17 protein-coding genes are annotated in these 19,833 nt (G+C 44.9%); 13 read left to right on the top strand and 4 right to left on the bottom strand.

From position 1 onward, the window contains the following. The first annotated feature begins 78 nt into the window (after positions 1 to 78). On the top strand, positions 79 to 774 hold the full coding sequence (gene pyrF, locus AB6E78_RS01450; protein WP_017060241.1) for an orotidine-5'-phosphate decarboxylase: 696 nt from the start codon (positions 79 to 81) through the stop codon (positions 772 to 774). A gap of 104 nt (positions 775 to 878) precedes the next feature. Here pyrF and miaE read toward each other — a convergent pair whose 3' ends face one another. Both miaE and AB6E78_RS01440 read right to left on the bottom strand, forming a co-directional pair. Further along, positions 879 to 1,634: a tRNA isopentenyl-2-thiomethyl-A-37 hydroxylase MiaE gene (gene miaE / locus AB6E78_RS01445; protein ID WP_017060242.1), complete on the bottom strand. Its 756-nt coding sequence runs from the start codon at positions 1,632 to 1,634 to the stop codon at positions 879 to 881. A 143-nt stretch (positions 1,635 to 1,777) separates the two neighbouring features. Then, entirely contained in the window at positions 1,778 to 2,542 is a 765-nt protein-coding gene (locus AB6E78_RS01440; RefSeq protein WP_017060243.1) for a hypothetical protein, read from the bottom strand. 322 nt (positions 2,543 to 2,864) lie between these two features. Between AB6E78_RS01440 and cysB the strand changes: the two genes are divergently transcribed. Next, the gene (gene cysB, locus AB6E78_RS01435) at positions 2,865 to 3,839 is read left to right on the top strand and encodes an HTH-type transcriptional regulator CysB (protein WP_017060244.1); all 975 of its coding nucleotides are present in this window, start codon (positions 2,865 to 2,867) and stop codon (positions 3,837 to 3,839) included. A 140-nt stretch (positions 3,840 to 3,979) separates the two neighbouring features. Further along, positions 3,980 to 5,182: a methyltransferase gene (locus AB6E78_RS01430; protein WP_372132370.1), complete on the top strand. Its 1,203-nt coding sequence runs from the start codon at positions 3,980 to 3,982 to the stop codon at positions 5,180 to 5,182. A 174-nt stretch (positions 5,183 to 5,356) separates the two neighbouring features. On the opposite strand, the gene ald is transcribed toward AB6E78_RS01430, so the two are convergent. Beyond that, positions 5,357 to 6,481, bottom strand: a complete 1,125-nt coding sequence (gene ald, locus AB6E78_RS01425) for an alanine dehydrogenase (RefSeq protein WP_017060246.1) — start codon at positions 6,479 to 6,481, stop codon at positions 5,357 to 5,359. 156 nt (positions 6,482 to 6,637) lie between these two features. Here ald and lrp point away from each other — a divergent pair, with 156 nt between their 5' ends. The 6 genes from lrp (at position 6,638) to AB6E78_RS01395 (ending at position 14,496) form a co-directional block, all read left to right on the top strand. After that, positions 6,638 to 7,132: a leucine-responsive transcriptional regulator Lrp gene (gene lrp / locus AB6E78_RS01420; RefSeq protein ID WP_004734558.1), complete on the top strand. Its 495-nt coding sequence runs from the start codon at positions 6,638 to 6,640 to the stop codon at positions 7,130 to 7,132. A 163-nt stretch (positions 7,133 to 7,295) separates the two neighbouring features. After that, positions 7,296 to 10,466: a DNA translocase FtsK 4TM domain-containing protein gene (locus tag AB6E78_RS01415; RefSeq protein WP_372132373.1), complete on the top strand. Its 3,171-nt coding sequence runs from the start codon at positions 7,296 to 7,298 to the stop codon at positions 10,464 to 10,466. Between the two features lie 75 nt (positions 10,467 to 10,541). Continuing rightward, complete coding sequence (gene lolA, locus AB6E78_RS01410; protein ID WP_372111000.1) at positions 10,542 to 11,138, top strand: outer membrane lipoprotein chaperone LolA; 597 nt, start codon at positions 10,542 to 10,544, stop codon at positions 11,136 to 11,138. A 64-nt stretch (positions 11,139 to 11,202) separates the two neighbouring features. Beyond that, positions 11,203 to 12,558: a replication-associated recombination protein A gene (locus AB6E78_RS01405; protein WP_372111002.1), complete on the top strand. Its 1,356-nt coding sequence runs from the start codon at positions 11,203 to 11,205 to the stop codon at positions 12,556 to 12,558. Between the two features lie 142 nt (positions 12,559 to 12,700). After that, positions 12,701 to 14,008 (top strand): serine--tRNA ligase, encoded by a 1,308-nt coding sequence (gene serS / locus AB6E78_RS01400; protein WP_017107656.1) that lies wholly within the window; start codon positions 12,701 to 12,703, stop codon positions 14,006 to 14,008. A 221-nt stretch (positions 14,009 to 14,229) separates the two neighbouring features. Beyond that, positions 14,230 to 14,496: a DksA/TraR family C4-type zinc finger protein gene (locus tag AB6E78_RS01395; RefSeq protein ID WP_017060251.1), complete on the top strand. Its 267-nt coding sequence runs from the start codon at positions 14,230 to 14,232 to the stop codon at positions 14,494 to 14,496. Between the two features lie 124 nt (positions 14,497 to 14,620). Here the strand turns inward: AB6E78_RS01395 and bioA are convergent, their stop codons facing one another. Beyond that, positions 14,621 to 15,898, bottom strand: a complete 1,278-nt coding sequence (bioA, locus tag AB6E78_RS01390; protein WP_372132377.1) for an adenosylmethionine--8-amino-7-oxononanoate transaminase — start codon at positions 15,896 to 15,898, stop codon at positions 14,621 to 14,623. Positions 15,899 to 16,057: 159 nt separating this feature from the next. On the opposite strand from bioA, the gene bioB reads away from it, so the two are divergent. Genes bioB through bioD form a run of 4 tightly spaced genes read left to right on the top strand, consistent with a single transcriptional unit; the run spans position 16,058 to position 19,792 of the window. Then, on the top strand, positions 16,058 to 17,110 hold the full coding sequence (bioB, locus tag AB6E78_RS01385) for a biotin synthase BioB (protein ID WP_016792500.1): 1,053 nt from the start codon (positions 16,058 to 16,060) through the stop codon (positions 17,108 to 17,110). Further along, positions 17,097 to 18,308: an 8-amino-7-oxononanoate synthase gene (gene bioF / locus AB6E78_RS01380; protein ID WP_372111078.1), complete on the top strand. Its 1,212-nt coding sequence runs from the start codon at positions 17,097 to 17,099 to the stop codon at positions 18,306 to 18,308. Before bioB ends, bioF begins: the two co-directional genes overlap by 14 nt. Further along, positions 18,309 to 19,112 carry a malonyl-ACP O-methyltransferase BioC gene (bioC, locus tag AB6E78_RS01375; protein WP_372132380.1) on the top strand — a complete coding sequence of 268 codons (804 nt, stop codon included), beginning with the start codon at positions 18,309 to 18,311 and terminating at the stop codon, positions 19,110 to 19,112. It abuts the gene before it with no gap. Next, a complete protein-coding gene (gene bioD, locus AB6E78_RS01370) occupies positions 19,109 to 19,792 on the top strand; it encodes a dethiobiotin synthase (protein WP_029405464.1) in 684 nt (227 codons plus the stop codon). Before bioC ends, bioD begins: the two co-directional genes overlap by 4 nt. Positions 19,793 to 19,833: the final 41 nt, after the last annotated feature.

The following is a 19,833-nucleotide window of genomic DNA, read 5'->3' as shown; positions in this document are numbered from 1 at the left end:
TGCATTTTTATGACTGTTATTTATCACCTGCTTAGGTGATTAGAAATTTTTAGAAAGTTAACTGCGTTAGGAGATGAAATGAACGACCAAAAAATCATTGTAGCCTTGGATTATGATAATCAAGCGGATGCGTTAGCCTTTGTCGATCGAATTGACCCAGCATCTTGCCGCCTAAAAGTGGGCAAAGAGATGTTTACCCTGTTTGGCCCTGAATTTGTTCGTGAATTACATAAGCGTGGTTTCTCAGTATTTTTAGACCTTAAATTCCACGACATCCCGAACACATGTTCAAAAGCAGTCCGTGCTGCCGCTGAACTGGGTGTTTGGATGGTGAACGTACACGCAAGTGGCGGTGAGCGTATGATGACGGCTTCTCGCGAAATCTTAGAACCTTATGGCAAAGATCGTCCACTGTTAATCGGTGTAACGGTACTCACCAGTATGGAGCAATCTGACTTAGCGGGTATCGGTCTGGATCTTGAACCACAACAACACGTGATGCGCTTGGCTTCTCTAACGAAAAACTCTGGCTTAGACGGTGTTGTATGTTCTGCACAAGAGGCTTCTTTGCTTAAAGGTGCACTTGGTCAAGAGTTCAAGCTAGTTACTCCAGGTATTCGTCCTGTCGGCGCAGATGTTGGTGACCAGAAGCGCATCATGACGCCTTCTAAAGCGATTGAATCAGGTTCAGACTACCTTGTTATTGGTCGTCCGATTACGCAAGCGATAGACCCTGCTGCTGTACTTGCAGAGATCAACGGTACGCTTGCTTAAGTCTATATTTGGATTGAGATATAAATAAAGAAGGCCAGCAAATTGCTGGCCTTAATTTTTTAGTCTGGATTAGTCTAAACTGGACTGAATGCTCTGTGTGGAGCCTAAACCGGAGCACCACTATGGAATTTGAAGTCGCTGTCTTCTGAAGTGATAAGATCAGCTTCTACTTGAGCAAAATGCGAAATACGCTCTGAAATATCTTTCCCTGCGATCTGTTCTGCTAGCTCAAGGTAATCTTGGTAGTGGCGAGCTTCTGAACGAAGTAGAGACACGTAAAACTTCTCCATGTCTTCTTCCAAGAAAGGAGCCAATTTAGCGAAGCGCTCACAAGAGCGAGCTTCAATAAACGCACCGATGATAAGCTTATCAACCAGAGCATCAGGCTCGTAAGTCTTAACTTGTTTGATCAAGCCCTTAGCGTAACGACCCGCCTCGATTGGCTGGTAAGTCACGCCTTTCTTCTCCATCAACTCCATGACTTGGTAGAAGTGATGCAGCTCTTCTTTGATCAGTAAAACCATCTTATCGATTAGGTCAGCACCGTAATTACAGCCTTCTTTCGCTGTGATTTGCTTGGATACGTTGCTTTTACCACGCAGAGACTCTAAGTCTCCGATACGACGGTAAGCAAATTGCTCGTATGGCAAAATCCATTCATTCAGTTGCTTCGCGCTTTCTTTATCGACGGCGTACTTGCGAATAAGGAATAAAGCACTCTGTGCCGCCTTAAGTTCACACAGCATGTGATCGCGTAGAATGATGTGAAGATTTTCTGGCTTTTTGGCTTCATCTATCCATGAATCTGGCGTTTCGGCTTTAAGAAAAGAGTGGATTGGAGCGAGTAATTCTTGATACATGGTCAGGGAAAGTTTGTTGATAATGCGGGGATTTTATCACAGCTCAAGAGATCTCCCTATACAGAGAAAGGAAATTCAACAGCTACAAAAAAGGCCGCCTATTTAATGTAAATAAGGCGGCCTTTAAGTGTTGAGTTAGACTGTTACCATTTCTTCTTCTGACCGAAGAGGGCATCCATATCGTCTTCTCGTTCTTTAGATTCCATCTGCTGCAAATCTTGAGCGTTTTTGTCTTGGCGTTTCTGGTCAAGCTCGTTAAGCATCTGTTGAAGCTTTTCTTTGGCTTGATTAGAGTACGAGTCGTTCTTAGTCGCCAAAGCATCAATACCTTTGCGTAATAGCTGAATCGCTGTTCCCGGTTGTCCGCGAGAAATCGAATCGTTTGCACGTTTGATAACATTTTCAATGTTAATACGGATTTGAATTGTTTCTAGGCGAGCATTTTCAACCACATAAGCTTGAGTCTCGAAACGGCCTTTATTGTGCTCGTTGCGCACCGTATCACGCAGGCGTTTAACTAACTTAAGCATCATGATCGCTTGCTTGTCACTACTTGGTACGCGGAAAGCGGTACTCTCGCCACCTTTGTAGTTCTCTTTTAGCTGAGTGATTTGTTGTTTTACGCTTTCAATGCGTTGGGCAAGCTGCTTATTTTTTGGATCGAGTTGATACATGTTTTCTAATGCATCAAGAATTCGATTGTTTAAGCATACAAGAAGATCTTGGCTAAACGGCATGTGATGAGCGTTGCCAATCAGTTCTTCTGTACCGTCAATAATGGTTAGATAACGAGAAGCTTCCTGTTTCTTCGCTGTTTCTACCTTAACTTTATATTGAAGCATGATGTTGTAGCCTAAAACTAACACCAAAAGAACGGCTACTAAGACGATTATTAAACCAATATTCATATATTTGAGTCTGCTTATTATTTTCTATAGCTAACTGGAGAGGATACACGATTCCATTGTGTATCGGCACTCGTAAATTGCAATTTCTGATTATCTCTTGTTGAGCGAAATCGGCAATCAAAACTTACCAACTAATGTATGAGAATGAGGGTTGGGTTGCAAAGCGTTAGTGATGTTTTTGTTTGTTAAGCTAGAAAAACTCAATTTTCCTGTCATTTTTGTGTTCGAAGCGTTATAACTATTAATTATATTACACGCGACTATAACGCTCTCTTTGCAAATAAGTTAGCACAGAAATGAGTAAAGGATTACGAGGTTAGATATGAAGTTACAGCAACTGAAGTACATTGTTGAGGTTGTAAACCATAACCTAAATGTTTCAGCTACAGCAGAGAGTTTGTACACATCTCAGCCTGGCATTAGTAAGCAAGTTAGATTACTTGAAGACGAACTAGGCATTCAGATTTTTGAGCGTAGCGGCAAGCATCTAACGCAGGTTACCCAAGCGGGTGAGGATATCATTCGTATCTCTCAAGAGATTTTGGCGCGCGTTGAAAGCATTAAAGCGGTAGCGGGTGAACACACACATCCAGAGATGGGTACATTGAATATTTCAACGACTCATACTCAAGCTCGTTATGCACTGCCTGATGTGATTAAAGGTTTCACGGCGCGCTATCCAAAAGTATCGCTTCACATGCACCAAGGTACGCCAAGCCAAATGTCAGAAGCCGTCGCTAAAGGTACAGCGAATTTTGCGATTGCAACGGAAGCGCTACACCTTTACCAAGATGCGATTATGCTGCCTTGTTACCACTGGAACCGTTCGATCGTCGTGACCAAAGATCATCCCCTGGCACAGAAGCGTAATATCACGATCGAAGATCTTGCGGCTTACTCTCTCGTGACTTATGTATTTGGTTTCACTGGCCGTTCTGAGCTTGATACCGCGTTTAACAAAGTAGGTTTAACACCGCGTGTTGTGTTTACTGCGACCGATGCAGACGTAATCAAAACCTACGTTCGTATGGGCATTGGTGTTGGTGTAATTGCAAGTATGGCTATTGACCACGAGCAAGATACTGATTTGGTTGCGATTGATGCGAGCCATCTATTTGGTGCGAGCACAACCAGCATTGGTTTTAGAAAAGGCACCTTCTTGCGTTCTTACATGTTTGATTTCATGGAGCGTTTTGCACCGCACTTAACTCGCCCTGTGGTTGAGCAAGCTATTTCTTTGAAATCGAACGAAGAGATCGAAGAGATGTTTAAAGATATCGAACTGCCAGTTCGTTAATCTCATCGTGTAAATTTTGATTCTTATTCGGCCTGTATTTGCAGGCCGTTTTTCTTTTGGGCTTTTAGTTTTCGTTTTCTTTATCGGGCCTTTCCATTTCGACCTCTTACCCCTACAATCCACGCATCATAGGGGGAAGCATGCATTCACGATTTAAAATACTCGATTCATTTTTGCTAGAGCACCAGATTTACTGGCGTTCAGAGCCTTTTCACCTATGCCAAACTCAACAGCAGCCGTGGAAAGAGGTCAATCGTCCACTCGTTGATTGGTTAGAAAGCTTAGATAATGAAAGCATTCAAACCTTAAAAGAGCAGCCTCAGCTTTTGATTGAGGAACTGACTCGTTTCCTACCTGAATTAGAAACTGCTACCCAAAACATCCAGTTCGATAACACTGCTTTGGTTGGTTTAGACCTCCCACGTGGTACTGCTGATGGTATTCCTGGCCGAAAGCTACATCAAATTGTCGCAATGGGCGAGGCTGCATTATGCCATCACCATGGCAAAGAGTGGCTCGAGTGGTGTTCTGGTAAAGGCTTTCTTGGTCGAATCCTATCTCAGCAATCCGATCAAAAAGTCACTAGCTTTGAATGGCAGCAATCGTTATGCGAAAGCGGACAAAAGATTGCGGATGACCAGAAATTAGCGATGCACTTTGTTCAAGGTGATGCGTTTTCTGAAAGTGCTGATGACGTGTTTAACTCAAACCAACATGCCGTAGCCCTTCATGCTTGTGGCGATCTTCATGTTGAGCTAGTTAAAAAGTCAGTGTCACATGGGCTACCCGCGGTCACCATTTCCCCTTGTTGTTATCATCTTATTCGAGACGAAGCGTATCAAGCGATGTCTTCTGTCGCGAAAAGCTCAGCATTAACGTTAAGTAAGAGCGACTTAAGAATTCCGCTTCAAGAAACCGTCACTGGTGGTGAAAGAGTAAAAAGACATCGTCAACTAGAGATGAGCTATCGTCTAGGCTTCAGCCAGTTACTTAAGGCTGAACTTAACATTGACGAATACATTCCTGTACCGAGCATCAAAAAATCAGAGTTAGCTGAGGGTTTTGAATCTTTCTGCCGCTGGGCATCTGAAGTGAAAGAGGTGTCGCTGGGTTCAGATATTGATTTTGACTCTTATTTTATTCAAGGCGAAGCGCTTTTCTGGGAAATGGAGAAGCTGAGTTTGGTTCAACAAGTCTTTAGACGACCATTAGAGATATGGCTGGCTTTAGATCGCGCTATCTACCTTCAAGAGCAAGGTTATGAAGCTACGATTGAAGAGTTCTGCGAACGCAACGTTACGCCAAGGAACCTATTGATTCATGGGGTTAAAATCGAGCACTAGTGGTAAACCGTACTGTTACGTGTTTTTACGATCTCAATTCATTAATGCAAATAAAGTCATAAACGCAAAAAAGCCAGCGCGACTGAATGGTCGTACTGGCTTTTTGTTTAATGTGTATCAATCAACTGAACGCTTCAACGAGAAAATTATTACGTTCAGTTAACCACTACATCATTAGTTAAACATTGCGATTGCTTCAGCTGGGTCTACGTATTCAAGGTCAAAGCTCTCTGCAACTTCTTTACAAGTTACTTTACCGTGAATAACGTTTAGACCTTCTAGGAAGCCTTCATCAGATAGAAGTGCTTCGCGGTAGCCTTTGTTCGCTAGCTTAACAATGTAAGGAAGTGTTGCATTGTTTAGTGCGTATGTAGAAGTGCGAGCAACAGCGCCAGGCATGTTTGCAACACAGTAGTGAACGACGTCATCAACAATGTAAGTTGGGTCTGCGTGAGTGGTTGCGTGAGAAGTCTCGAAGCAACCGCCTTGGTCGATTGCAACATCAACAACTGCTGAACCTGGCTTCATCTTAGCGATGTGCTCTTTTGTAACCAGTTTTGGCGCTGCCGCACCAGGGATTAGTACAGCACCAATCACTAGGTCTGCTTCTAGAACATGCTTCTCAATAGCGTCTTCAGTAGAATAAACCACTTTTGCACGACCTTGGAATTCTTCATCAAGACGACGCAGTGTATCTACGTTACGGTCAAGAATTGTAACATCAGCGCGAAGGCCTACAGCCATACGTGCTGCGTTAGCACCTACAACACCGCCACCAACAACAACAACTTTTGCTGGTTCAACACCTGGAACGCCACCAAGAAGAAGACCACAACCACCGTTAGATTTCTCTAATGTTTGTGCACCTGCTTGAATAGACATGCGACCAGCTACTTCAGACATTGGTGCTAATAGTGGCAAGCGACCCATATTATCTGTTACAGTCTCATAGGCTACGCAGACAGCTTTGCTCTTGATAAGCTCTTCAGTTTGTGGAAAATCTGGTGCAAGGTGTAAATAGGTAAATAATATTTGCCCTTCGCGAAGCATAGCTCGCTCGACAGCTTGAGGTTCTTTAACCTTTACAATCATCTCTGCTTTCGCGAAAACGTCAGCAGCAGTAGGAAGAATGGATGCGCCTACAGCGATGTAATCATCGTCTGAAAAACCGATACCAGTACCGGCATTGGTTTCTACAAAAACTTGGTGGCCGTGTGAGATTAGTTCTCTCACGCTAGCTGGGGTCATACCAACGCGGTATTCGTGGTTCTTGATTTCCTTAGGTACGCCAATGATCATCCTGACTCCTCATTTTATTTTGGTTGTTTTATCTATGCGTAGGGTAATTCTGTCGAATTAATATCTAGTATAGATAGGTTTAGATAAAATTTGATACTGAATATTAAAAAGTTGTAGTATATTTTTTTGCAAGGAAGTAATAAGGTGGAATAAAAAATGGCAGACAATTATAAGAAGCCGTCCAAGGAACTAGATCGTATTGACCGCAACATTCTTAATGAGTTGCAAAAAGACGGTCGTATCTCAAACGTTGAACTCTCAAAACGAGTAGGACTTTCTCCAACTCCATGTCTTGAACGTGTTCGTCGTTTAGAACGTCAAGGTTACATTACTGGGTACACAGCGTTGCTGAACCCACAGTACCTTGATGCTTCACTTTTAGTGTTTGTTGAAATTACGTTGAACCGTGGTGCGCCAGATGTGTTCGAACAATTCAACACCGCTGTGCAGAAACTGGATGACATCCAAGAGTGTCATTTAGTGTCGGGTGATTTTGACTATCTTCTAAAAACACGTGTATCTGATATGGGTGCTTACCGTAAGCTACTGGGTGATACGTTACTTCGTCTACCGGGCGTAAACGACACTCGAACTTACGTAGTAATGGAAGAAGTGAAACAAACCAATCAACTTGTGATTAAAACTCGTTAGTCACAATTGGTGAAATGAAAGAAAGCGGACATTTGTTCCGCTTTCTTGCTTTCTGGAATTGGGTTTTTCTGTTTGATATGGTTAAATCAACAGTAGTTTCATTGAAACGAGCGGCTTTGGCCGCTCGAGATGTTTTTATCCCGTTTAATTATTAAGTTGGTTTATGTTCAAGCAGAGCAGTAATAAAGTAGAAACAATCATTAAAACGAGTGAAGAGCCTCAGTCTCCTCGTTTGAGTGGTTCTCAACGTATCAAAGAGTGCAGTCTGATTCTCGGTGTTCTCTTCTCTATTCTACTTGCCGTTGCGTTATTAACTTTTAGTCCTGCAGACCCATCATGGTCGCAAACGGCGTGGGGTGGTGACATTCAAAATGCGGGTGGCTACCTAGGTGCTTGGTTGGCGGATACGCTTTTCTTCGTATTCGGTTCTTTGGCTTACCCTTTGCCTATCTTAGTGACGGTTGCTGCGTGGGTATTATTCCGAAAACGTAATGAAGACGAGCAGATCGACTTCATGCTGTGGGGCACTCGCTTACTCGGCCTGACTATCCTAATCCTTACTAGTTGTGGTCTAGCGGATATCAACTTTGACGACATCTGGTACTTTTCATCAGGTGGCGTAGTGGGCGACGTCTTAACAAGCCTTGCACTTCCGACATTGAATGTTCTTGGTAGTACGCTAGTCCTTCTTTTCTTATGGGGTGCTGGCTTTACTCTATTAACCGGTATTTCTTGGTTAAGCATTGTGGAATGGTTGGGTGAATGTGCCATCAAATTCTTCACGTCTGCTGTTAATAAGGCTCGTGGCCAAGATCAAGAGCTACTAGAGCCTCAGTTAAGAGAGTCAGCAGACCGCGATTTAATCGAAGAACGTCATCAGCAGCATCAAGAGCCAACTTACCGCGATGTTCCTGCTATAGAAGACAACAAAGAATCAACAGAGCATGACCCGTTAGATCCAGCGATGAGCTTTTCTGCGACCAATGATTCTTCAGACGTGGCGACAAGTGCGCGAGACAATGCTGCATCGCCGAAGCGTCATTACAATATTCATATGCCTGTCGATGCTCCTGCGAAACAAGAAGCTCCTGTTCATGAAGAACCTCAGGTTCAGCCTCAAGCGGTAATTGAGTCAGAGCAAACGATCCCTGCAGCAGCTGTTTACCAAGCGCCAGAAGAACCGCTAGAAGAAGGTATTGAGCGCTCTAAACAGTTGAATGCAACGATAGAGCAGCTAGAAAATGCGGCCATGTATGAAGATGACCTAGCAGAACAAGATCAGGTTGACGCGCATGATTCTCAGGTTGCTTACCAACAATACATGCAGAACGAACAACCAGAAGTTGGCCCTGCTCATGCTGACCTTAGAAGTGCTGAACCAGAATTAGATAGCTCACCACAAGTAAATGGCGAATTTGGTTCTGAAGATGTTCAACCTGAATCTTTATACGCTTCACCTATGGGCGAGCCAGAAGCAACCGTGGAAGACGATTTCTCTGCACAACCTTCACCGTTTGATGTTACGGAAGAGCAAAGCTACCAACAGGGCTCAGAGCTTGAATCAGAACAGGCTGAAGCTGAATTAGCTGACGCAGCATTAATCGAAGAACAGTTTGAACCTTTCCCTTATCAAGAAGAACATTCAGAACCTGAACAGCCAACAGCACAAAACCTAGAGCCAACTGTTGATCTTCCTTGGGAAGAAGTAACGGAAGAAGAACCTGCGCATCAAGATCAAGATGTCGCCGCATTCCAAAGCATTGTCTCTGAAGCACAAGCGAATATGGCAGCGGCGCAGAACCCGTTCTTGGTTCAACAAGATGTTAATTTACCTAAGCCTGCTGAGCCATTACCCACGCTTGAATTGTTATTCCACCCTGAAAAGCGTGAAACCTTTATTGACCGTGATGCGCTAGAGGCAATTGCTCGTCTTGTTGAATCTAAGCTAGCGGACTACAAGATCAAAGCAGACGTTGTCGACATTTTCCCAGGTCCAGTAATCACTCGATTCGAACTTGATCTGGCTCCAGGTGTGAAAGTAAGCCGTATTTCTGGTCTTTCTATGGACTTAGCGCGTTCACTCTCTGCATTGGCAGTACGTGTCGTAGAAGTGATTCCGGGTAAGCCTTATGTTGGCTTAGAACTGCCGAACATGAGTCGCCAAACGGTATTCTTCTCAGATGTGGTTGCTAGCCCTCAGTTCCAAGAAGCGAAATCGCCAACGACAGTGGTTCTCGGACAAGACATCGCTGGTGAAGCGGTCATTGCTGATTTATCGAAAATGCCTCACGTTCTGGTTGCGGGTACAACCGGTTCTGGTAAGTCGGTAGGTGTGAACGTAATGATTCTGAGTATGCTTTACAAAGCATCACCGGAAGATGTTAGATTCATCATGATCGACCCGAAAATGCTTGAGCTATCGGTTTATGAGGGTATTCCTCATCTATTGTCTGAAGTGGTAACCGACATGAAAGATGCGTCGAACGCCCTTCGTTGGTGTGTTGGCGAGATGGAACGCCGTTATAAGCTGATGTCAGCGCTAGGCGTTCGTAATATTAAAGGTTACAACGATAAGCTTAAGATGGCAGCGGAAGCGGGTCACCCAATTCACGATCCACTGTGGAAGCCGGGCGACAGTATGGATCCTGAAGCGCCATTGCTTGAGAAGCTGCCTTACATTGTGGTTATCGTTGATGAATTTGCCGACTTAATCATGGTGGTTGGTAAGAAGGTTGAAGAACTGATTGCACGTTTGGCACAAAAAGCACGTGCGGCGGGTGTTCACTTGATTCTAGCGACGCAGCGTCCATCTGTGGATGTTATTACCGGCCTTATCAAAGCGAACATTCCAACCCGTGTGGCCTTTACGGTATCAACTAAAACGGATTCACGAACTATCCTTGACCAAGGTGGTGCGGAATCACTATTGGGCATGGGTGATATGCTTTACTTGCCACCGGGTTCTAGCCATACAACTCGTGTTCACGGTGCCTTTGCATCTGATGACGATGTACACGCAGTCGTGAATAACTGGAAAGCGCGTGGTAAGCCAAACTATATTGATGAAATCACCAACGGCGAACAAACCCCAGAAACCTTGCTTCCGGGTGAGAAGATGGAAGGTGATGAAGAGGTCGACCCTCTGTTTGATCAAGTGGTAGAACACGTTGTTCATTCACGTCGTGGCTCAGTTTCAGGCGTACAGCGTCGATTCAAGATTGGCTACAACCGTGCTGCACGTATTGTCGAGCAACTTGAAGCTCAAGGTATAGTAAGTGCTCCAGGTCATAACGGTAACCGAGAAGTCTTAGCACCAGCGCCACCAAAAGATTAGTTCCGGTAGGAACTCATAACTATTCAGTCGGTCAAATCGAAAATATGACCGACTTATGTTCTAACAGGATTATTGATGAAAAAAGTATTCGCACTTTTATTTATGAGCTTCTCAGTGTTTGCTTCTCCGAAAGAAGAGTTGAGTAGCCGTTTGGCATTAAACGCAGGCTTCAGCGCTGACTTTAAACAAGTCGTGACTAGCCCTGATGGTGATGTGGTGATGGAAGGTGAGGGCATGGTAGAGATTGCACGCCCAAGCTTGTTCCGCTGGGAGACTACGTTTCCTGATGAAAACTTGTTGGTATCTGATGGCCAAAGCTTGTGGTACTACAGCCCGTTCATTGAGCAAGTGAGCATTTACTGGCAAGAGCAAGCGACATCACAAACACCTTTTGTCCTGCTTACACGCAACCAAGAAAGCGATTGGGACAACTACAACGTGGCGCAAACGGGTAACCAATTTACGCTAACGCCAACCGCTGTCGATTCTAATCAGGGCGACTTCCAGATTAACATCACCGAAAAGGGCATTGTTCAGGGCTTTAATGTGATTGAACAAGATGGTCAAAAAGGTGAGTTTACCTTTAGCAATGTTGACTTGGGTAAACCTGCAGCAGACCGCTTTACTTTTGTGGCACCGGAAGGTGTCGAGGTCGACGACCAAAGAAACTGATCTAAACAAGCAGATCGTTTGGTAGTACGTCGATAGGCATTAATGCCATCAACGAATCAAGAGATTGCAATTGAGTAATTACAGCTTAGATTTTGCGGGGGACGAAGATTTTCGTCCCCTTGCTGCTCGTATGAGACCGGAAACTGTCGAACAGTACATCGGTCAGCAGCATATATTAGGCCCAGGTAAACCACTTCGCAGAGCGTTGGAAGCGGGCCATATCCACTCGATGATTTTGTGGGGGCCTCCGGGCACCGGTAAAACGACGTTAGCCGAAGTAGCAGCAAACTATGCGAATGCTGAAGTGGAACGCGTATCGGCGGTAACCTCGGGCGTAAAAGACATTCGTATTGCAATTGAAAAAGCGCGCGAGAACAAGCAAGCAGGGCGCAGAACCATCCTGTTTGTGGACGAAGTCCATCGCTTTAACAAAAGTCAGCAAGATGCTTTTCTGCCTCATATCGAAGATGGCACCGTAACCTTTATTGGTGCGACAACAGAAAACCCTTCTTTTGAATTGAACAACGCTTTGTTGTCACGTGCGCGTGTCTACAAACTGACTTCCCTGAATACAGATGATATTTCTCTCGTTATTCGCCAAGCGATTGAAGATAAGCAACGTGGGTTAGGTGATGTGCCTGCTGATTTTGCTGATAATGTTTTAGATCGCCTTGCAGAACTGGTTAACGGCGACGCGCGTATGTCGCTTAACTACCTTGAACTGCTGTATGACATGGCAGAAGACAACGATAAAGGCGAGAAAGCGATAACCTTGCAGTTGTTGGCTGAAGTGGCTGGTGAGAAAGTCGCTCGTTTCGATAACAAGGGTGATATTTGGTACGACCTAATCTCCGCGGTTCATAAGTCAATTCGTGGATCAAACCCTGATGCGGCCTTGTACTGGTCTGCGCGAATGATTGCTGCGGGTTGTGATCCTTTGTATATCGTTAGACGCTTGCTGGCGATTGCTTCTGAAGATATCGGTAACGCTGATCCTCGTGCCATGCAGGTAGCGATGTCGGCTTGGGATTGCTTCACGCGCATTGGCCCTGCTGAAGGCGAGCGTGCGATTGCGCAGGCGGTTGTTTATCTCGCATGTGCACCAAAGAGTAACGCCGTTTACACCGCGTGGAAGCAAGCGTTAACAGATGCTCACAATCTTCCTGAATATGAAGTGCCGCATCATTTGCGAAATGCACCGACAACTTTGATGAAGAACATGGGCTACGGGCAAGAATACCGTTATGCTCATGACGAACCAGGAGCCTACGCGGCGGGTGAAAAATATCTGCCTCCTGAAATGGGAGAGAAACAATACTATTTCCCAACAAAACGAGGCTTAGAGAGCAAAATTGGCGAGAAGCTAGATTATCTGGCGGATTTGGACGCAAAAAGCCCACAAAAACGCTATGAAAAGTAGTCTTTTTTGGATATCGTTACCTAGTCATAAAATTTCAATTAAATCGTTATAAATTGGTCGAAATAGCACCAGTTTTAGGGGTTTAGCAGTGATTCAGTAGCAAACTACTGAATATTCAAATAACTAAAGCATAGGATTAGCAATGCTGGATTCTAAATTACTTCGAGCTGAGCTGGATGAAACAGCGGCAAAATTAGCACGTCGAGGCTTCACCCTTGATGTAGAGACAATTCGTGAACTTGAAGAAAAACGTAAGTCCCTTCAGATGAAAACTGAAGAGCTACAAGCGTTACGTAACTCTCGATCGAAGTCCATTGGTCAAGCGAAAGCAAAAGGCGACCATGAAGAAGCTGAGCGTATCCTTGCAGAAGTAGGCAACTTAGGCGCAGAACTAGACCAAGCTAAAGTAGCATTGGCTGATCTTCAATCTGAGCTAGAAACGATCACAATGTCTATTCCTAACCTACCTGATGCAGAAGTGCCAGATGGTAAAGATGAAGATGATAACGTAGAAGTTTCTCGTTGGGGTCAACCTAAGACTTACGACTTTGAAGTGAAAGATCACGTAGATCTTGGCGAAATGTCTGGCGGTCTTGATTTTGCTAGCGCAGTTAAAATCTCGGGTTCTCGTTTCATCGTGATGAAAGGCAAATTTGCACGTCTACACCGTGCTATTGCTCAGTTCATGCTGGACCTTCACACTGATGAGCACGGCTACACAGAAATGTACGTACCGTACCTAGTGAACCACGATAGCCTTTACGGTACTGGTCAACTTCCTAAGTTCGGCGAAGACTTGTTCCACACAAGCCCGCTAACTGAGCAAGTAAGTGACGTGCCTCTTAAGACTCTATCGCTTATCCCTACTGCGGAAGTACCGGTAACGAACATGGTTCGTGACACGATTACTGATGAAGCTGAACTGCCACTTAAGATGACAGCTCACACGCCATGTTTCCGTTCTGAAGCGGGTTCTTACGGTCGTGACACTCGTGGTCTTATCCGTATGCACCAATTCGACAAAGTTGAATTAGTACAAATCACTAAGCCAGAAGACTCAATGGCAGCGCTTGAAGAGCTAACTGGCCACGCTGAGAAAGTACTTCAACTTCTAGAGCTTCCTTACCGTAAAGTGATTCTATGTACAGGTGACATGGGCTTCGGTTCTGCGAAAACTTACGACTTAGAAGTATGGGTTCCAGCACAAGAGACTTACCGTGAGATTTCTTCTTGTTCAAACATGTGGGATTTCCAAGCGCGTCGTATGCAAGCTCGTTTCCGTCGTAAAGGCGAGAAGAAACCTGAACTTGTACACACACTAAACGGTTCTGGTCTTGCTGTTGGTCGTACTATGGTTGCTATTCTTGAGAACAACCAAGAAGCAGATGGCCGTATTGCTATCCCAACAGTACTTCAGCCATACATGGGCGGCGTAACGCACATCGGTTAATTAGATTGATTAAGCATTAGGTTACTTATAAAACCCAGCCAACAGGCTGGGTTTTTTATTGCCTATAGAATAGTGCAGTGGCGAGAAATAAATAATTTTTGTTACCTATGTGTAATAGTGTTTTATTGATTTTGATAATTATTACAATCCTTAAATGTGGCTATAATATGCTCTTACCGCGGTAGGTATAGATTTTCTCGTTCAAATACTGAGGAGGGCTTATGGCCGTAGGATGGGCTGGTGACGATAGTGTCAGCCAGCAAATACAAAATACCATTGATGATGAGATCTCTCGTGTAAGAGGAAACCTTCGAGGTGGTGAGGGTTTGCGTTATTGTGATGAGTGTGGTGATGAGATTCCGGAACAAAGACGACGCGCGATCAAAGGCGTTCGTTTGTGTATAGAATGTCAGTCAATATTAGAGCATGACGCACATCGACATTCATTGTTTAACCGTCGAGCAAGTAAAGATAGCCAATTACGTTAAACTGACGGTTACCTTCAAGCAGTTAAGGCCTTACTTTTATGTAAGGCCTTTTAGTTTAATTAAATGATTTATTAATGAAGATATATAGAAATAATCGTCGCTCTTGTTTAGAGCAATAAACGCCTTATTTAAAGCAATGAGTATTTTGTAATGCAGTGTCGATAGCAGCGACCAATTGCTCAATATGTTGTGGTTTGATAATAAACGGAGGCATCATATAAATTAGCTTACCAAACGGACGGATCCAAACGCCTTGCTCTACAAAGTGAGCTTGGATGGTTTCCATATCGACAGGTGTGTGGGTTTCAACGACGCCAATCGCGCCCAACCAGCGAACGTCTTTGACAAGATCATGCTCTCGCAATGGTGGTAGCAACTCAGAGAAAAGCTGTTCGATCTGTTGAGTTTGATTTTTCCAATGACCTTGCTCGATGATGGATAAACTTGCCGCACCGACTGCGCAAGCTAATGGGTTACCCATGAATGTTGGCCCGTGCATAAAGCAGCCCGCTTCACCGCCACATACCGTGTCAGCTACTTCCTTACTCGCAAGCGTCGCTGACAATGTCATATAGCCACCAGTTAAAGCTTTGCCTACGCATAATATGTCCGGTTGAACATCGGCATGCTCACAAGCGAACAGTTCCCCTGTGCGGCCAAATCCGGTCGCAATCTCATCCAAGATCAGCAATACGTTGAATTCATCACACAGCAAGCGAACTTGTTTTAGGAACTCAGGGTGGTAGATGCGCATGCCGCCAGCCCCTTGAACGATAGGCTCTAAGATCACCGCTGCGACTTCTTGATGGTGTGCTGCCAGCTTTTCTCGAAAACTATCGATGTCACTTGAGTTCCACTCATCCCAAAAGCCTGTTTTTGGCGAATCAGCGAAAATATGTTCCGGCAAAAAGCCTTTGTAGAGGCTGTGCATCGAATTGTCAGGGTCGGTCACTGACATCGCCGCAAAGGTATCACCGTGGTAGCCATCTCTTAGTGTGAGGAACTTTGAACGAGGTTGTCCTTTAGCGTGCCAATATTGCAATGCCATCTTGAGGCTAACCTCTACGGCAACTGAACCTGAATCGGCCAAAAATACATGCTCAAGATTACTTGGCGCGAGATTCAAAAGCTTCTTACATAGATCGATAGCGGGCTGGTGGGTGATGCCACCAAACATAACGTGTGAAACCTTATCGATTTGACTATGAGCTGCAGCGTTTAGCTCTGGATGATTGTAGCCGTGGATGGTTGACCACCAAGATGACATACCATCAATAATTCGTTTTCCGCCTTCTAATTCTAGGTAAACACCGTCTGCGTTGGTGACTGGGTAGCAGGTCAGAGGTGTTAACGTTGATGTGTAGGGATGCCAGATATGCTGGCGATCAAAGGCGAGATCCATAGTAACTTCCATTCTTGGTGTGGTTAAAAAATAACCAGATGTAAACTTTTGATATTATCAATGTGTTGACAGTCTAAAGCTTGTCGGTAGACTAGCCAAGCATAAATGCAATCTCTATTGATAGAGATGAAACATCAAATAATAAAAAAGGATCGACACGTGGAAGTTCGTCATGACTGGACAGTTGCTGAAGTAACAGCGCTGCTTGAAAAACCGTTTATGGATTTAATGTTTGAAGCTCAAGTGGTTCATAGACAGTACCAAGAGCACAACCACGTGCAAGTGAGTACGCTTTTATCGATAAAGACAGGTGCTTGTCCTGAAGATTGTAAGTATTGCCCTCAAAGTGCTCACTACCGAACGGATGTCGACAAAGAACGCTTAATGGAAGTTGAGCGTGTTTTGGATGCGGCGCAAAAAGCCAAGAATGCGGGCTCAACTCGCTTCTGTATGGGCGCGGCATGGAAAAACCCGAAAGAGCGCGATATGCCTCACCTAACTGATATGATCAAAGGTGTGAAAGGCATGGGTCTAGAAACCTGTATGACATTGGGCATGTTAACGCCGGATCAAGCAGGCGAGCTAGCCGACGCAGGTTTGGACTACTACAACCATAACCTTGATACGTCTCCAGAATTTTACGGCAGCATCATCACCACTCGTACTTACCAAGATCGTTTAGATACGCTATCTCACGTACGTGATGCCGGTATGAAGATCTGTTCTGGTGGCATTATTGGTATGGGCGAAAGTACCAATGACCGTGCAGGCCTGCTGGTAGAGCTAGCGAACCTTCCGGTACACCCTGAGAGTGTGCCAATCAACATGCTCGTGAAAGTGAAAGGCACACCGATGGAAAACGTCGATGATGTTGAATCTTTTGACTTCATTAAGTTGATTGCGATTGCTCGTATCATGATGCCAATGTCAGCGGTTCGTCTATCTGCAGGTCGCGAGAATATGAATGAACAGATGCAGGCGATGTGCTTCATGGCTGGCGCGAACTCTATCTTCTACGGTTGTAAGCTACTGACTACGCCAAACCCAGATGAAGACACGGACATGCAGCTGTTTAAGAAGTTAGGCATCAACAGCCAACAAGTGGCTCAGAAGCCTGATGAAATTCAAGAAAACGAACTGTTAGATCAAGTAGTGGAGCGCGTTGCTGCTCGTCCAACGAAAGATGACATGTTCTACGATGCCACTGTTTAAATCCCGTATCAAAGATGCCCTTGTTCAACGCCGTGAGCAGGGGCTAACTCGTCAACTTAAAGTGCTCGAAAACAGTAATGGTCCTTTGCTTAATTGCGAAGGTTCTCGCTTTATTAATTTTTCGAGTAATGATTACCTAGGCTTGGCGAACGACCCTGAATTGGTGGAGGCGTGGCAAGCTGGGCTTTCCCTTTATGGTGCTGGCAGTGCGGCATCGCCATTGGTCACGGGTTTTAGTCCTGCTCATAGAAATTTAGAAGCTCAGCTGTGTGAATGGTTGGGCTTTGAACGTGCGATTCTCTTTAGTTCTGGTTTCAGTGCGAACCAAGCCTTGTTGTTTTCTCTGCTCGAAAAAGACGACTCTCTGCTGCAAGACAAGCTTAATCACGCCTCTTTGATGGAAGCGGGGATGCTTTCTCATGCAACCATGAAACGCTTTAAACACAACGACACGCAGCATCTAGAGTCTCTATTAAGCCGATCTCTACAATCCTTGGTCGTCACTGAGGGCGTATTCAGCATGGACGGCGATCAAGCGCCTCTCAGCCAGATATCTAACCTGACTCATCAATACGACAGTTGGTTGGCGGTTGATGATGCCCACGGTATCGGCGTATTAGGTGATAAAGGAGCTGGGAGTTGCAGTGCAGCACAAATCTCCCCCGATATTTTGGTGGTGACCTTTGGCAAAGCATTTGGCGTTTCTGGTGCTGCGATTCTTTGTTCGTCAGAAGTGGGTGATTACTTAACTCAGTTTGCTCGTCATCATGTGTACTCGACGGCGATGCCACCTTCACAAGCGGTGGCTTTATCTCATGCCTGTAAGATGACTCAAACTCAAGAGTGGCGCCGAGAAAAGCTGACTGAGTTAGGGTCTCTCTATGCAGAGCAGGTGAGCGGCTTGAAAGGCTTTGTGGATACTCAGACTCCGATTAAGCCATTTGTGATAGGTGAAGCACAAGCGGCATTATCAATAGCTGAAGAGTTAAAGCAAAACCAAGTTTGGGTGACCGCAATAAGGCCGCCAGCCATACCTGCTGGAACTGCTCGATTACGAATCACGTTAACAGCTAACCATAGTCAGAAGCAGATTCTTCAGTTAACCCGTTCGTTACGTCAAGCAGTGGAAACAAATCTTGAATCAAGCTTTGAATCGAATAGTGAAACTCACATCGAAATAAATAATGAGGCTCAGTAAATGTCACAAGAAGCAGTCGTGCATAATTACGTAGGCCAAGATAAGAATGCGATTGCCGAAGCTTTCGGCAAAGCGGCAACAACCTATGACAAACACGCTGAATTTCAACGCGATGTTGGCCACCGATTACTGGATAAATTACCCAGCGATCTGTCAGGCTTTAAGGTGCTGGATCTAGGTTGTGGTACTGGCTATTTCTCCGAGCAACTTGTAAAACGAGGCGCCGAAGTGGTTTGCGCTGATCTTTCTGTTGGAATGCTAGCAACAGCAGAGAAGCGGTGTGGTGCATCTGTATCTTTATATCAACAAGCCGATGCCGAACAATTGCCGTTTGAAGATGGGTGTTTTGACATCGTTTTCTCTAGCCTTGCGTTGCAATGGTGTGACGATTTGTCGTCGCCTTTGAGAGAGATGAAGCGTGTTACAGCGGCTGGTGGGCGTGTTATTTTCTCAACTTTGCTTGATGGGTCACTGTTTGAACTGAAAAAGTCGTGGTCCAAAATTGATGCACATCAACACGTTAACCATTTTATTACAATCAATCAGGTAAAAATTGCGTTAGCGCAATCTAGCTGTACCGTTCATCAACTAGACTTGCCCACCATCACCGTTTGGTACGACACTGCGTTTGAACTGATGCGCGACCTTAAAGGTATCGGCGCTAATCACGTAAGTGGTCGCTCACAAGGTTTAACAAGTCGTCGCATGTTGCAGCTTGTTGATCGGGAATATCGAGAGTTTAAGAACCATCAAGGTTTCTTACCAGCAACATATCAAGTTTGTTTAGGGGTTATTCAATTATGATTGATGCATTATTCATTGCGGGTACGGATACCGAAGTGGGAAAAACTGTGGTTTCAAAAGCGATTCTTCAAGCTTTGGCCGCACAAGATTTATCAACAATTGGTTACAAGCCAGTTGCTGCAGGGAGTGAAAAATCCCCTGAAGGACTACGTAATAGTGATGCACTGCATCTTCAAGAAGCGGCGACGCAAGATATTGCTTACGAAGACGTAAACCCGTATGCACTATTGCTACCGTCATCGCCTCACATCGCTGCAAAGCATGACGGCGTGGTGATTGATGAGGCGGTATTATCAGCGAAGCTGGAAGAGCATAAGCAAAACTCTGACATCGTGTTAGTTGAAGGTGCTGGTGGTTGGCGAGTCCCGGTTTCAGACGATGAATATCTTTCTAGCTGGGTTAAAAAAGAGCAACTGCCAGTGGTACTGACTGTGGGTATTAAACTTGGTTGTTTGAGCCACGCTCTATTAACGGCAGAAGCGATTCGTGCTGATGGCCTAAACCTAGTAGGTTGGGTCGCAAACCGTATCAATCCAGGTACTGAGCACTACGCAGATATTATTGCGATGCTTGAAGATAAGTTAGGTGCACCTAAGTTAGGTGAAATCCCTTACGTCCCAAAAGCGAAGTCTAAAAACATTGGTAAGTACATTGATGTGCAGCCTTTGCTTGCGCTTTAATTACCACGTTATGTACTAAATAAGAAAAGGGCTGCGATTGC

Source organism: Vibrio sp. 10N.247.310.98, from assembly GCF_041467395.1.
GTDB classification, from domain to species: Bacteria; Pseudomonadota; Gammaproteobacteria; order Enterobacterales; family Vibrionaceae; genus Vibrio; species Vibrio crassostreae_C.
This window is presented reverse-complemented; position numbering and strand designations above follow the sequence as displayed.

Coding starts and splice junctions, on each gene's coding strand:
- bioA (WP_372132377.1), bottom strand. CDS start 15,898: ATGGATCTCGCCTTTGATCGCCAGCATATCTGGCATCCCTACACATCA.
- ald (WP_017060246.1), bottom strand. CDS start 6,481: ATGATCATTGGCGTACCTAAGGAAATCAAGAACCACGAATACCGCGTT.
- AB6E78_RS01395 (WP_017060251.1), top strand. CDS start 14,230: ATGGCCGTAGGATGGGCTGGTGACGATAGTGTCAGCCAGCAAATACAA.
- lrp (WP_004734558.1), top strand. CDS start 6,638: ATGGCAGACAATTATAAGAAGCCGTCCAAGGAACTAGATCGTATTGAC.
- AB6E78_RS01415 (WP_372132373.1), top strand. CDS start 7,296: ATGTTCAAGCAGAGCAGTAATAAAGTAGAAACAATCATTAAAACGAGT.
- lolA (WP_372111000.1), top strand. CDS start 10,542: ATGAAAAAAGTATTCGCACTTTTATTTATGAGCTTCTCAGTGTTTGCT.
- AB6E78_RS01440 (WP_017060243.1), bottom strand. CDS start 2,542: ATGAATATTGGTTTAATAATCGTCTTAGTAGCCGTTCTTTTGGTGTTA.
- cysB (WP_017060244.1), top strand. CDS start 2,865: ATGAAGTTACAGCAACTGAAGTACATTGTTGAGGTTGTAAACCATAAC.
- bioD (WP_029405464.1), top strand. CDS start 19,109: ATGATTGATGCATTATTCATTGCGGGTACGGATACCGAAGTGGGAAAA.
- bioC (WP_372132380.1), top strand. CDS start 18,309: ATGTCACAAGAAGCAGTCGTGCATAATTACGTAGGCCAAGATAAGAAT.
- pyrF (WP_017060241.1), top strand. CDS start 79: ATGAACGACCAAAAAATCATTGTAGCCTTGGATTATGATAATCAAGCG.
- serS (WP_017107656.1), top strand. CDS start 12,701: ATGCTGGATTCTAAATTACTTCGAGCTGAGCTGGATGAAACAGCGGCA.
- bioF (WP_372111078.1), top strand. CDS start 17,097: ATGCCACTGTTTAAATCCCGTATCAAAGATGCCCTTGTTCAACGCCGT.
- miaE (WP_017060242.1), bottom strand. CDS start 1,634: ATGTATCAAGAATTACTCGCTCCAATCCACTCTTTTCTTAAAGCCGAA.
- AB6E78_RS01430 (WP_372132370.1), top strand. CDS start 3,980: ATGCATTCACGATTTAAAATACTCGATTCATTTTTGCTAGAGCACCAG.